Origin of the sequence: Streptomyces pilosus, from assembly GCF_014649835.1 — a bacterium.
In the GTDB taxonomy this organism is placed as follows: domain Bacteria; phylum Actinomycetota; class Actinomycetes; order Streptomycetales; family Streptomycetaceae; genus Streptomyces; species Streptomyces pilosus.
In genome coordinates, this window is sequence record NZ_BMTU01000007.1 from 264005 (window position 1) to 276477 (window position 12473).

The following is a 12473-nucleotide window of genomic DNA, read 5'->3' on the forward strand; positions in this document are numbered from 1 at the left end:
CGACGGTGCGGTGCTCCCCGCTTTGTGGACGTGCCCCGCACGCACAGTCCAGGACGTCCTCATTCCGGGTTGTTCCACCCGTCGTTCCGGCGCCTTTCGTTGCCTGCCCGCGAAGGAGCCCGCCATGTCGATGATCCGCGACCTGCGCGCCGTGGTCCGTCCCTCCTCCCGCATCTCGCTGCGCAAGGAGAGCGGCCCCTACGACCTCACCCGTGACACCGCGACGGCCAGCGCCGTGGTGGACTGCGCCGTCTACCGCGACGGCCGCCGCCTGGAGACCGGGGGCGGCCCGCTCACCCCCCAGGAGGCGATGCGTCTCGTACGCCGCGACGGGGGCTTCGTGTGGATCGGCATGCACGAGCCGAACGAAGCCGAATTCGCGGGAATCGCCCGGGAGTTCGGGCTGCACCCGCTGGCGGTGGAGGACGCCGTGCAGGCCCATCAGCGGCCCAAGCTGGAGCGCTACGACGATTCGCTGTTCACGGTCTTCAAGACCGTCCACTACCTCGACCACGAGCGGCTCTCCGGCAGCAGCGAGGTCGTCGAGACCGGCGAGGTGATGTGCTTCACCGGCCGGGACTTCTTCATCACCGTCCGGCACGGCGGCCAGGGCTCCCTGCGGACCCTCAGGCACCGCCTCCAGGACGACCCCGAGCTGCTGGCCAAGGGACCCTCGGCCGTGCTGCACGCGATCGCCGACCACGTGGTGGACGGCTACATCGCGGTCGCCGACGCGATGCAGGACGACATCGACGAGGTCGAGACGAAGGTGTTCTCGCCCGGCCGCAAGGGCACCCCGCGCGGTACGGACGCCGGTGAGATCTACCAACTCAAGCGTGAGGTACTGGAGTTCAAGCGGGCCGTGGCGCCCCTGCTGCGGCCGATGCTGCTGCTGAGCGAGCGGCCCGTGCGGCTGGTCGACCCGGAGATCCAGAAGTACTTCCGGGACGTCGCCGACCACGTGGCCCGGGTGCAGGAGCAGGTCGTCGGCTTCGACGAACTGCTGAACTCCATCCTCCAGGCCAACCTCGCCCAGGCCTCCGTCGCGCAGAACGAGGACATGCGGAAGATCACCTCGTGGGCCGCGATCATCGCCGTGCCGACGATGGTGTGCGGGGTGTACGGGATGAACTTCGACTACATGCCGGAGACCCACTGGAAGTACGGCTACCCGGTGGTCCTCGGTGTCACGGTGGCGCTCTGCCTCGGCATCCACCGCACGCTGAAGCGCAACGGCTGGCTGTGAGGGCACCCTGGGCGGGCCTGGATAGGCTGCCCCCATGACTCCCATGACAGGCGCGCTGCTCGACCGGGCCCTCATCGAGGAGGCCACGAAGAAGTCCGGCCTCGTCTGGGTGGAGGCACCCGGCGTACCGGCCCGCGCGCTCTGGCACGTGTGGCACGAGGGTGCCGCCTGCGTCGTCGGCGACGGGCCCGGGGAGCAGCCGCTGCCCGGGCTGGCCGACGGCGGAACCGCCGAGGTGACGGTGCGCAGCAAGGACAAGGGCGGCCGGCTGGTGTCGTGGGCCGCGACGGTCGTGGAGCTGGCTCCGCGCTCCGAGGCGTGGACGGCGGCGGTCGGCGAACTCAAGGGCAAGCGGCTCAACGCGCCCGACGCGGAGACGATGCCCGAGCGCTGGGCCCGCGAGTGCCGGGTGCTGCGGCTGGAGCCCACGGGGGCGACGTCGCCGCTCCCCGACGGTTCCCTGGCCGAGGCTCCGCTGCCCACCCCGGCGACGACCCGGCGTCCGGTCCCGGCGGCCCTGCCCCGGCTGCTGCTGGGGAGGAAGCGCCGCCGGCGCTAGCTAGGACGTCGGGAGCTGTTTCCCGTAGTCCAGGGTCTCGTCCTCGGCCGGCTCCTCCAGCGGGAAGTCGGTGCCCCAGGCCGAGAAGGTGAGGGTGCCCGCCTCCCCGGCCCGCACCAGGCGCAGGGGGTAGGGCTTTCCCTCGAGCGAGACGTCCAGGGTGCCGCCGGAGCCCTCGTCGCCGGTGACCCGGATGGTACGCACGCCGGCCTGCTCGTGGTGGCCGTCGGTGGCCAGCTCGCCGTGCAGCGTCAGCAGACCGCCCAGCAGCACACTCTTGTCGGTGAAGCCGATGAACTTCTTGTAGGAGGGGTCGCCCTGCGGGACCTTCACGTACTTCGAGGCGAGCTTCTCGGCCGCCGCCGCGTCCGCCGCGTCCCCCTCCTCGGCGGCCCCGCCCCCGGCGCCGTCCGCCCCCTGGCCCCAAAAACCGGCGTCGGCCTTCAGGTACAGCTCGTCCCCGATGCGCAGCAGGCGGAACGTCGCCCCCTTGGTGGTGACCGAGCCGACGCCGCCCTTCTCCTTGAGCCGCATGTCGAGCGTGTACGTGCGCCCGCTGGTGACCACGCTGCCGTGCAGCCGCACCGTGCCGACCGACTCCGCGGCCTTCTGGGCCCTGCTCTGGATCTGGTCGGCGGGCAGTCTGCCGACCCCGTTGGTGCCCTCGTTCGGATCCTCGGAGCATCCCGTGAGCGCCGTCCCCGTGACGAGCAGTGCGCACACGGCGCCGGCCAGCGCGGCCCTGCGGGATCGGCCCTGGGAGATCGGAATCACAGGTGGGCTGCCTCTCTTACGGGGGACCTGAACGGCGTACCGCAGAGTACCGGGGCGCGCGCGGCCGGGCGGAGCCAGTCCGTCCGGACCGGCCGCGGACGCACGGCCGATCGGGACGGGCTAGCCTGAAGCCCACCCGAGCGGGCAATCCGGAAATCGAACGCAGCAGGCAGTACACGGCCACGAAAGACCCCGCACGCAAAGGAGCCGCCGCCATGGCAGCGGGTGCCCCCCGGTTCTTCGTCTCACATGTCTCCGGTGTCGCCGTCTTCGACCCGGCCGGCGACCAGGTGGGGCGCGTGCGCGATCTCGTCGTCATCCTGCGGCCGGGCCGGCGACCGCCCAGGCTGCTCGGCCTGGTGGTCGAACTCTCCACCCGCCGCCGCATCTTCCTGCCCATGACCCGGGTGACCGCGGTGCAGTCCGGCCAGGTCATCACGACCGGGGTGCTCAACGTGCGGCGCTTCGAGCAGCGGCCCACCGAGCGGCTCGTCTTCGGCGAGCTCCTCGACCGGCGGGTGACGCTGGTGGAGAGCGGAGAGGAGGTCACCGTCCTGGACCTGTCGGTGCATCAGCTGCAGGCCCGCCGCGAGTGGGAGATCGACCGGGTCTTCGTGCGCAAGGGGAAGAAGGGCGGGGCGTTCCGGCGCGGCAAGGGCGAGGCGCTGACCGTGGAGTGGTCGGCCGTCACCGGCTTCTCCCTGGAGGAGGACGCGCAGGGCGCCGAGAACCTGCTCGCCACCTTCGAGCAGCTGCGCCCCGCCGACCTCGCCAACGTGCTGCACCACCTCTCCGCCAAACGGCGGGCGGAGGTGGCCGCCGCCCTCGACGACGACCGGCTCGCCGACGTCCTGGAGGAGCTGCCCGAGGACGACCAGATCGAGATCCTCGGCAAGCTGAAGGAGGAGCGCGCCGCGGACGTCCTGGAGGCGATGGACCCCGACGACGCGGCCGACCTGCTCGGTGAGCTGCCGGAGGAGGACAAGGAGCGCCTGCTGAGCCTGATGAAGCCCGCCGACGCGGCCGACATGCGGCGCCTGATGTCGTACGAGGAGCACACGGCGGGCGGTCTGATGACGACCGAGCCGATCGTGCTGCGGCCCGACGCGACCGTCGCCGACGCCCTGGCGCGGATCCGCGAGCCCGACCTGTCCCCGGCGCACGCCGCGCAGGTGTACGTCTGCCGCCCGCCCGAGGAGACGCCGACCGGCAAGTACCTGGGCACGGTGCACTTCCAGCGGCTGCTGCGCGACCCTCCGTACACGCTGGTCGGCTCGATGCTGGACGACGATCTGCAGCCGCTGGACCCGGACGCGGCCCTGCCCGTGGTCGCCGGGTTCTTCGCCACGTACGACATGGTGGCGGCGCCCGTGGTCGACGAGTCGGGGTCGCTGCTGGGCGCGGTGACGGTGGACGACGTCCTGGACCACATGCTGCCCGACGACTGGCGGGAGACCGAGTTCCACCTCGACGACGAGGAGGTGGCCTCCGATGGCGGCTGAGCGCGACGGAGCACGGGAGCGGCTGCCCGCGGGCGCCACGGCGGCCGGACGGCCGCGCACGCCCCGGCTGGACCAGCCGCGGCCCCCCAAACGCCGGCTCCTGCCCGAGTGGGACCCGGAGGCCTTCGGGCGGCTGTCGGAGAGCGTGGCGCGGTTCCTGGGCACCGGGCGGTTCATCGTCTGGATGACGTTCGTCATCATCCTGTGGGTGCTGTGGAACGTCTCCGCGCCGAAGGAGCTGCGCTTCGACGAGTACCCGTTCATCTTCCTGACCCTGGCCCTGTCCCTCCAGGCCTCCTACGCGGCCCCGCTGATCCTGCTCGCGCAGAACCGGCAGGACGACCGCGACCGGGTCAACCTGGAGCAGGACCGCAAGCAGAACGAGCGGTCGATCGCCGACACCGAGTACCTGACCCGGGAGATCGCCGCGCTGCGGATCGGGCTCGGGGAGGTCGCCACCCGGGACTGGATCCGCTCCGAGCTGCAGGACATGGTCAAGGAGATGGAGGCGCGGCAGAACGGGCACAAGGACCAGCACGGGTCGTTCCCGGCGATGCGGGCGGAACGGCCTCCGGGACGTGACGCAGACGACCGCTGACGTCCTTACCGGCGGGTGTGCCCGGCGCCGTACCATCGTCGGTATGGCTACGGAAGACGCGGTGCGCGAAGCACTGGCGACGGTGAACGACCCCGAGATCAACCGGCCCATCACCGAGCTGGGGATGGTCAAATCGGTGGAGATCGGTGCGGACGGTGCGGTCGCGGTCACCGTGTACCTGACGGTGTCCGGCTGCCCCATGCGCGACACCATCACGCAGCGCGTGACGGACGCGGTCTCCCGGGTCGAGGGCGTCACCGGTGTCTCGGTCACGCTGGACGTCATGAGCGACGAGCAGCGCAAGGAGCTGGCGAGCGCCCTGCGCGGCGGCCAGACCGAGCGCGAGGTGCCCTTCGCCAAGCCGGGCAGCCTGACCCGGGTCTACGCGGTGGCGTCCGGCAAGGGCGGCGTCGGCAAGTCGTCGGTGACGGTGAACCTGGCGGCGGCGATGGCGGCCGACGGCCTGAAGGTCGGTGTCGTGGACGCCGACATCTACGGCCACTCGGTGCCGCGCATGCTGGGCGCCGACGGGCGCCCCACCCAGGTCGAGAACATGATCATGCCGCCGTCGGCGCACGGCGTGAAGGTCATCTCCATCGGCATGTTCACCCCGGGCAACGCCCCGGTGGTGTGGCGCGGCCCGATGCTGCACCGCGCGCTCCAGCAGTTCCTGGCGGACGTGTACTGGGGCGACCTGGACGTGCTGCTGCTCGACCTGCCGCCGGGCACGGGCGACATCGCGATCTCCGTGGCCCAGCTGGTGCCGAACGCGGAGATCCTGGTGGTCACCACGCCCCAGCAGGCGGCGGCCGAGGTGGCCGAGCGCGCGGGCTCCATCGCCGTGCAGACGCACCAGAAGATCGTCGGCGTGGTGGAGAACATGTCCGGGCTGCCCTGCCCGCACTGCGGCGAGATGGTCGACGTGTTCGGCACCGGCGGCGGTCAGACGGTCGCCGACGGCCTGACCCGCACGACCGGTGCGAACGTTCCGGTGCTCGGTGCCATCCCGATCGACGTCCGGCTGCGCGAGGGCGGCGACGAGGGCCGGCCCGTGGTGCTGTCCGACCCGGACTCCCCCGCGGGTGCGGCGCTCCGCTCGATCGCCGGCAAGCTCGGCGGCCGTCAGCGGGGCCTGTCGGGCATGTCCCTGGGGATCACCCCGCGCAACAAGTTCTGAGGGTTCATGACGCCGGAGGGCGCCGTCCGCGTGGACGGCGCCCTCCGGCGTACGCACTCGGCCCCCGGGCCCGCTCAGTCGTCGTAGGAGGCGATGTCCTCGACCACGGCGAAACCGAGGCCGTAGGCGCTCATCCCCCGGCCGTACGCGCCGACGTGCACGCCGGCCCGGGTGGAACCGGCGAGCACCCAGCCGAACTCGGACTCCCGGTAGTGGAACGGGGTCGGGACCCCGTCCACGGGCAGGGACAGGGTCGACCAGTCCTCGCTCTCCAGGTCGTCGGCGAGGGCCCAGGCCGTCTCCGTCTGCTGCTCCAGCCAGTCGTCGCGCAGGGAGTGGTCCATCTGGCCGGGCCAGGTGAAGGACAGCAGTCCCACACCGGCGAGCCAGGCGGCGGAGGAGACCGAGGTGGCCTCCAGCAGTCCGGTGCCGTCGGCGCTGCGGCGGACCGGGTTGGCGGCCACGGTCACCACGACGGCGAACTTCTCCTTGGCCTCGGGGTCACCGCCGGCCACGACCTCGCTGCGCACCGAGGGCTCGTCGCCGTGTCCGACCGATCCGTGCTCGACGGCTCCGTCGGCGGCCAGTCCGACCTGCATCAGCCAGCGCGGTCCGGTGAACGCCTCGTCGAGGCCGTACCAGGGGAACGGTGCGCGCAGGTATCCGTCGACGGTACGCCGGGCGGAGGGGACGTGTTGTCCGTCCTCCGCGGCCGGCGCCTGCGCGACCGCCGAACTCGTCGTCTCCATGTGCCCGGACGCCTCCTCGCTCTCGTCGGACCGGGCGGCCCGCCCCCCTTCGGGCGTACTCGTCCGTTCCGCACAACACGTCGGCAGCATAGTCACCTTGTGGCCACGGGCCGGGAAACCGCCCGGCGCTTGGGCCGCTCGGAGGTCCGGATCGGGCCGCACGGGGCCCGTGTGGAGTATGAAACGCGTCACGTGCGCGGGGGCGTACCCGCCGTCCCCGCCGGGCCCGCGGCCGCCGGGTCGCAGCGTCAGGTGGCGTCCATGTCGTAGGGCGGGCGGTCGTCGGCGGCCGCGCGCTCCGGCTTCTTGGTCATGTCCACGCGGCCACCCGCGGAGTCGGCGGGGGCCGGCGCGGCCTCGCTCTCGCGGCCGTGGACGGCGTCCGTGACCTCGGCCATCTCCTTCTTCAGGTCGAAGCCGCTGCGGATCTCCTTCAGCCCCAGGTCGTCGCTGTCCAGCTTCTTGCGGAGATACGTCTTGGGGTTGAGGTCCTCGAACTCGAAGTCCTTGAACTCCGGGCCGAGCTCCTCCCGGATGTCCTGCTTGGCGCTGTCCGAGAAGTCCCGGATCTTCCGGATCGTACGGGTCACGTCCTGGATGACCTTGGGGAGCTTGTCCGGACCGAAGACGAGCACGGCGAGGATGATGAGCGTCACCAGCTCGAGTGGTCCTATGTCATTGAACACCTGAAGCTCCTCGTGATGCCTTCGGTCCTCGGCCCCCGGTGCCGGCCTGTGCTCTCTCCGTGGTCCGGGCCGGGTCCACGGTACCCGCCCACCCCGTATGACCGGTACTGTCCCGGGCCCCTCGTGGCTCGGTCCGCGCGCCGGTCCCGCGCTCCCTCCCCGCGCTCCCTCCTCGCGCTCAGCAGCCGCGCTCAGCCGCCGCCGGAGGAACCGAGCACCAGGGAGACCTTCCGCTCCTTCCCGTCGCGCTCCACGGTGAGCTCCAGCCGGTCGCCGGGGCGGTGGGCGCGGGTCTTGACGATGAGTTCCTCGCCGGAGTGGACGCGGCGGCCGTCGACCTCCGTGATGACGTCACCGGCCTTGATGCCCGCCCGGGCGCCGGGGCCTCCGGTGGTGACGGGGGGCCCGCCGTCACTGCCCTCGGCGGCGACCCGCGCGCCGTCACCGCCGTACTCCATGTCGAGGGTGACGCCGATCACCGGGTGGGTCGCCTTCCCGGTGTTGATCAGCTCCTCGGCGACGCGTTTGCCCTGGTTGATCGGGATGGCGAAGCCGAGCCCTATGGAACCGGCCCGGCCGCCGCCGTCGGGGTCGTCGCTGCCGTCGGCGGAGCGGATCGCGGAGTTGATGCCGATCACCCGGCCCTCGGTGTCGAGCAGGGGGCCGCCGGAGTTGCCGGGGTTGATCGGCGCGTCGGTCTGGAGGGCGTCGACGTACGACACGTCACTGCCGTCGCCCTTCTCGCCGCCGGCGGTGATGGGCCGCTCGCGGGCGCTGATGATGCCGGAGGTGACGGTGCCCGCCAGGTCGAAGGGGGCGCCGATGGCGACGACGGGGTCGCCCACGCGCGCGTTGTCGGAGTTGCCGAGGGGCAGCGGGGCGAGGCCGCGGACGCCCTTCACCTTCACCACGGCGAGGTCGTAGCCGCTGTCCCGGCCGACGACGGTGGCCTCGGCGGTGTCGCCGCTGTGGAAGGTGACGGTGATGTCGCCGTTGTCGCCGGCGGGCTGGACGACGTGGTCGTTGGTGAGGATGTGGCCGCGCTCGTCGAGCACGAACCCGGTGCCGGTGCCGGCCGCGCCGCCGCCGCTGACGTGCAGGGTGACGACGCTGGGCAGGGCCTGGGCGGCGATCCCGGCGACGCTGCCGGGGTCGCGCCCGGCGTCGTTCCTGGCGGCCTGCGGCAGTTCCACGGTCCCGATGCCGCCGTTGCGCTCCAGGTGGGCGCCGACGATGCCGCCGACGCCGCCGGACACGAGGGCGAGCAGCAGGGCGCCCGCGACCAGCGTCCGCCGGGTGCGTCCGCGCCGCTGCTCGCGTCCCATCAGGACGGGCTCGGCCTGTTGCAACGGGGTCACCGCCGCCGCGGCCGCCCAGGGGTCGTAGCGGCCCCAGGGGTCGGCGGCCGGGGTGGCGGCCGGGGCGGCGGCCGCGGGGTCGGGGTGCGCCGGGGCGGGCACGGGCGGGGTGGCGTCCATGACCGGCGGCGGGGCCGCGTCCATGACCGGCGGCGGGGCGGCACCCGGCACACCGTGCGCGGGTGTGTTCCCGGGGTGCTGCACGGGCGGCGCGGGCGCCCAGGGGCCCGGTTCGCCGTACGGCGGGGTGCTGTAGGGGTCGGGGTCGTGCAACGGCCGCACATGGCCCTCGGCCGGCCCGGCCCCGGCGCCCGCGCCTGCCTCTTCGAACGCCGGCCCGCCCTGCGCGTCGCTCAGGCCGCCCCGCGCGGCCGCGGGGCCCGCGGGGTGTTCGTCGGTGCCCGACGTGTCCGCCGCGGCTCCGGCGGGCGTCCGAGCGGCCGTCCCGGGGCCGGGCGCGACCGTCCCGTCGGCCCCGTCGGCGGCGGTGGGAAGGGGCGCGGTGCCCTCGTCCGGCGCCCCGGGTCCTGCGGCCGCGGGGGCGGTCCCGTGGGCGGGGAGGGCGGGTGCGGGGGGCTGGGGGCGTTCGAGTTCGTAGTCGCCCTCGTCGGGGGCGGCTGCCCGGGCAGCCGGGCGCGGCAGTTCGAAGTCCCCCTCGGGTGGCTCCGGACGCACGGTCGGCTCATCCCCCGGTGGGCCCGGCTTCCCCTGGTTCATGCTCTCCCCACAGCTGGACACTGGCTCGGCGCCCGGCCGGAGGGGCCTGGGCGCGCCACCGGGAATTCAACCAGGTTCGCGCGCCCCTGCGCAGTGAACCGTCAGCGGGCCGTGCGGGAGGTGGCGGTGGGCGCCGGGGCCGGCGTCGTGGCGGCGGTGACGGGCCCGGGTGCCCGGAGACCGGCGGACGCGGCCCAGGCGGTCAGGGTGAGCGGCGGGGTGGTGCCGAGCGGACGTATCAGTGGGGAGACGGCTGTCGCGCCGCCCGTGGTGGGTGCCGGGAGGCCGGGCAGCAGGGGTGCGCCGACGGCGATCGGCGCGACGGGGGTGTGTCCCGTCCCGCTGTGGCCCGCCAGCTGCCCCAGCAGCGGCCCGACGCCGCGACGGCGGGTGTCGGGAGTCGTCGTCGCCGCGCCGGCGCCCTGGGTGCGCACGGGCGTCACGTTGCTGCCCTTGCCGGAGCCGCGCGTCTCCGCGTCGACGGGTCCGCTCACGGTGACGCCGCCCAGGGCGATCGCGGCCAGCGAGACCGCTCCGGCGGCGACGAAGGCGAACCGCAGTCCCCGGGAGGACGGCCGGTCGGTCTCGTGCCGGCCGACGTCGTGCACGCCGGCCGCCGCGGCCACCGGCGTGTGCCGCCGGACCGGCGTGTAGGCGAACTCGAAGCGCTCGCCGCGCCTGGGCCCGAAGACCCCGGACGCGCCGAAACGGCCGGAGGCGCCGCCGGGCAGCCCTGCGCCGCCCAGCGGTGAGCCGCCGTCGCCGAGGTCGCCCCCGCCGGGCAGCCCCTGGAGGCGGGCCAGGAAGCTCTCGGAGGGCGGCGGCGGGGCCGCCTCCGCGAAGACGTTCTTCAGACGGCGCTGCGCGTCCACCTCCGCCTTGCACTTGGCGCAGGTGGCGACGTGCGCGAGGACGCGCTCACGCGCGTCGTGACCGAGCTCCCCGTCCACCAGGGCGGAGAGTCGGTCTCCCAGGTGCTGCTCTGCGAGGTGTCCCTCGGCCGACTTCGGCTGTGAACCGCTCACGCGCTCGCGCCCCCTCCTCCCAGTGCGGGAACACGCGGCACGAAGGAGCGGCGCTCCGCGCGTGCCTTGGGCGAACGGTGCGCGAGGGCCTTGCGCAGCTGGGAACGGCCGCGGTGGATCCGGGACCGGACGGTGCCGAGCTTCACGCCCAGGGTGGCCGCGATCTCCTCGTACGACAGCCCTTCGATGTCGCACAGCACGACGGCGGCGCGGAACTCGGGGGCGAGGGTGTCGAGGGCCTGCTGGACGTCCGCGTCGAAGTGGGCGTCGTTGAACGCCTGCTGCGGCGTGGGCTCCTTGCTGGGCAGCCGCTCGGCCGCGTCGTCGCCGAGCGCGTCGAAGCGGATGCGCTGCTTGCGGCGGACCATGTCCAGGAAGAGGTTGGTGGTGATGCGGTGCAGCCAGCCCTCGAAGGTGCCCGGCGTGTACGTGGACAGGGAGCGGAAGACGCGGACGAAGACCTCCTGGGTGAGGTCCTCGGCGTCGTGCTGGTTGCCCGTGAGCCGGTAGGCGAGCCGGTAGACCCGGCCGCTGTGCATGCTGACGATCTCCTCCCAGGTGGGCGGAGTCCACGCCTGCCCGTCCGCGTCGCCGGAGAAGGTGGCGGTCTGGGCCGGGTCGCCGGCGCGGTCGTGGTCAGCTGCGGTGTCGTTCACGGATTTCGGCCTGCCCGCCGATCCGAGGATGCGCCGCAGCACTCCTCCGCGATCCACAGGTGCAGCCGCACCTCCCCTGTCGGCTCTGGTGGTGTCCAGTGGAGCCCCTACCATAGCCACCTCGCCCGTTAGCTCCGGATAAGCGGTTTTACGAGAATTTGATCTGGGGTGCCACGGCTCGTACGACTGCGTCAGCACTTGCTCGGCGTCCTCGTCCACTACCTGCCCCCCGTCATGGCACGCACCGCGTCCTCACCCCTTTAAACGACCGGTCCCATCTGCGGGTTCCCGACGCCAACGGATACAGTCACGCCCAGGCAACCACGGGGACAGGAGAGGGTCATTACCGCCAACCGGCAGACGAGCTGGGCGTTCGCCGACGCCTATGTCGCCGAGGACGAGGCGCTGCACTGGGCCCGGGACCGGGCCCGCGACGCAGGCCTGCGCTCGGTGTCGCCCGGCACGGGCGCGGCCCTGCGGTTGCTCGCCGCCAGCGTGGACGCCAAGGCGGTCGCGGAGATCGGCACCGGCTGCGGCGTCTCCGGGATCCACCTGCTGCACGGCATGCGGCCGGACGGCGTGCTGACCACGGTCGACCAGGAGCCGGAGCACCAGCAGTCCGCCCGTCAGGCGTTCCGCGAGGCCGGCTTCGCCGGCAACCGGGCCCGTTTCATCCCCGGCCGGGCGTTGGACGTGCTGCCCCGCCTCGCGGACGCCGGTTACGACCTCGTGTTCTGTGACGGTGACCGGCAGGAGTACCAGGACTATCTCGCCGAATCGTTGCGTCTGCTGCGCCCTGGAGGCCTGGTCGCCTTCGAAGGCCTCTTCGCGAACGGACGCACGGTGGACTCCGGCCCGCAGCCCTCGGAGGTGCTGCGGCTGCGCGAGCTGGTGCGCACCGTCCGCGAGAGCCAGGAACTGGTGTCGTCCCTGCTGCCGGTGGGGGACGGGCTCCTGTGCGCCGTCAAACGGTGACCGGCCGGCCCCGGTGACATCCCGGCGCGCCCCGCGCCCGTACGCGAAACAGCCGCCCCGGCACCGCGTGCGGCACCGGGGCGGCTGAAAGGGTATGGTCGCTTGCGCGTCAGCCGACGACCTTCTTGAGGGCGTCGCCGAGCGCGTCGGCCTCGTCCGGGGTCAGCTCGACGACGAGCCGACCGCCGCCTTCGAGCGGAACGCGCATGACGATGCCCCGCCCCTCCTTGGTCACCTCGAGCGGGCCATCACCCGTCCGCGGCTTCATGGCCGCCATGCTCGTTCCCCTTCCTGAAACCCGGCTAAACCGTCTGAGCCGACGGCCCATTGAAGGGCACCTGCGGTCCTTGAAGCAGGACACACGCCACCGGCATCGAACACATTGCTTCCAGGCCATTATCCCGCATGGCAGGACCCGATGACCAACATCAGTAGGCATCGCTTGGGCAAC

The 12473-nt window shown here is 73.0% G+C and carries 13 protein-coding genes; 6 read left to right on the top strand and 7 right to left on the bottom strand.

All coding sequences use genetic code 11. From position 1 onward, the window contains the following. Positions 1–124: 124 nt before the first annotated feature. Both IE118_RS20055 and IE118_RS20060 read left to right on the top strand, forming a co-directional pair. A complete protein-coding gene (locus IE118_RS20055) occupies positions 125–1246 on the top strand; it encodes a magnesium and cobalt transport protein CorA (protein ID WP_189559341.1) in 1122 nt (373 codons plus the stop codon). Between the two features lie 43 nt (positions 1247–1289). Then, positions 1290–1805: a hypothetical protein gene (locus IE118_RS20060; protein ID WP_189559427.1), complete on the top strand. Its 516-nt coding sequence runs from the start codon at positions 1290–1292 to the stop codon at positions 1803–1805. Here the strand turns inward: IE118_RS20060 and IE118_RS20065 are convergent, their stop codons facing one another. Next, a complete protein-coding gene (locus IE118_RS20065; protein WP_189559342.1) occupies positions 1806–2579 on the bottom strand; it encodes a hypothetical protein in 774 nt (257 codons plus the stop codon). Positions 2580–2794: 215 nt separating this feature from the next. Between IE118_RS20065 and IE118_RS20070 the strand changes: the two genes are divergently transcribed. The 3 genes from IE118_RS20070 to IE118_RS20080 are packed head-to-tail and all read left to right on the top strand — an operon-like array spanning position 2795 to position 5856. Then, the gene (locus IE118_RS20070) at positions 2795–4081 is read left to right on the top strand and encodes a magnesium transporter MgtE N-terminal domain-containing protein (RefSeq protein WP_189559343.1); all 1287 of its coding nucleotides are present in this window, start codon (positions 2795–2797) and stop codon (positions 4079–4081) included. Continuing rightward, on the top strand, positions 4071–4679 hold the full coding sequence (locus tag IE118_RS20075) for a DUF1003 domain-containing protein (RefSeq protein ID WP_189559344.1): 609 nt from the start codon (positions 4071–4073) through the stop codon (positions 4677–4679). The genes IE118_RS20070 and IE118_RS20075 overlap by 11 nt, the downstream gene beginning before the upstream one ends. A 43-nt stretch (positions 4680–4722) precedes the next feature. Next, a complete protein-coding gene (locus IE118_RS20080) occupies positions 4723–5856 on the top strand; it encodes an Mrp/NBP35 family ATP-binding protein (protein WP_189559345.1) in 1134 nt (377 codons plus the stop codon). Positions 5857–5930: 74 nt separating this feature from the next. On the opposite strand, the gene IE118_RS20085 is transcribed toward IE118_RS20080, so the two are convergent. The 5 genes from IE118_RS20085 to sigE all read right to left on the bottom strand — a co-directional run bounded on the left by IE118_RS20085 (position 5931) and on the right by sigE (position 11047). Beyond that, a complete protein-coding gene (locus IE118_RS20085; protein ID WP_189559346.1) occupies positions 5931–6605 on the bottom strand; it encodes a hypothetical protein in 675 nt (224 codons plus the stop codon). 248 nt (positions 6606–6853) lie between these two features. Beyond that, complete coding sequence (locus IE118_RS20090) at positions 6854–7291, bottom strand: sec-independent translocase (RefSeq protein WP_189559347.1); 438 nt, start codon at positions 7289–7291, stop codon at positions 6854–6856. Between the two features lie 191 nt (positions 7292–7482). After that, positions 7483–9366: a trypsin-like peptidase domain-containing protein gene (locus IE118_RS20095; RefSeq protein WP_189559348.1), complete on the bottom strand. Its 1884-nt coding sequence runs from the start codon at positions 9364–9366 to the stop codon at positions 7483–7485. A gap of 101 nt (positions 9367–9467) precedes the next feature. Next, complete coding sequence (locus tag IE118_RS20100) at positions 9468–10391, bottom strand: anti-sigma factor family protein (protein ID WP_189559349.1); 924 nt, start codon at positions 10389–10391, stop codon at positions 9468–9470. Beyond that, a complete protein-coding gene (gene sigE / locus IE118_RS20105) occupies positions 10388–11047 on the bottom strand; it encodes an RNA polymerase sigma factor SigE (protein WP_189559350.1) in 660 nt (219 codons plus the stop codon). The genes IE118_RS20100 and sigE overlap by 4 nt, the downstream gene beginning before the upstream one ends. 276 nt (positions 11048–11323) lie before the next feature. Here sigE and IE118_RS20110 point away from each other — a divergent pair, with 276 nt between their 5' ends. After that, positions 11324–12022 (top strand): O-methyltransferase, encoded by a 699-nt coding sequence (locus IE118_RS20110; RefSeq protein WP_306430398.1) that lies wholly within the window; start codon positions 11324–11326, stop codon positions 12020–12022. A gap of 109 nt (positions 12023–12131) precedes the next feature. On the opposite strand, the gene IE118_RS20115 is transcribed toward IE118_RS20110, so the two are convergent. Next, on the bottom strand, positions 12132–12299 hold the full coding sequence (locus IE118_RS20115) for a DUF3117 domain-containing protein (protein WP_003966491.1): 168 nt from the start codon (positions 12297–12299) through the stop codon (positions 12132–12134). Positions 12300–12473 lie beyond the last annotated feature (174 nt).

What these genes read in the sequence shown, in the direction of transcription:
- IE118_RS20075 (WP_189559344.1), top strand. Translation starts at nt 4,071, where the DNA reads ATGGCGGCTGAGCGCGACGGAGCACGGGAGCGGCTGCCCGCGGGCGCC.
- IE118_RS20060 (WP_189559427.1), top strand. Translation starts at nt 1,290, where the DNA reads ATGACAGGCGCGCTGCTCGACCGGGCCCTCATCGAGGAGGCCACGAAG.
- IE118_RS20085 (WP_189559346.1), bottom strand. Translation starts at nt 6,605, where the DNA reads ATGGAGACGACGAGTTCGGCGGTCGCGCAGGCGCCGGCCGCGGAGGAC.
- IE118_RS20070 (WP_189559343.1), top strand. Translation starts at nt 2,795, where the DNA reads ATGGCAGCGGGTGCCCCCCGGTTCTTCGTCTCACATGTCTCCGGTGTC.
- IE118_RS20055 (WP_189559341.1), top strand. Translation starts at nt 125, where the DNA reads ATGTCGATGATCCGCGACCTGCGCGCCGTGGTCCGTCCCTCCTCCCGC.
- IE118_RS20080 (WP_189559345.1), top strand. Translation starts at nt 4,723, where the DNA reads ATGGCTACGGAAGACGCGGTGCGCGAAGCACTGGCGACGGTGAACGAC.
- IE118_RS20095 (WP_189559348.1), bottom strand. Translation starts at nt 9,366, where the DNA reads ATGAACCAGGGGAAGCCGGGCCCACCGGGGGATGAGCCGACCGTGCGT.
- IE118_RS20115 (WP_003966491.1), bottom strand. Translation starts at nt 12,299, where the DNA reads ATGGCGGCCATGAAGCCGCGGACGGGTGATGGCCCGCTCGAGGTGACC.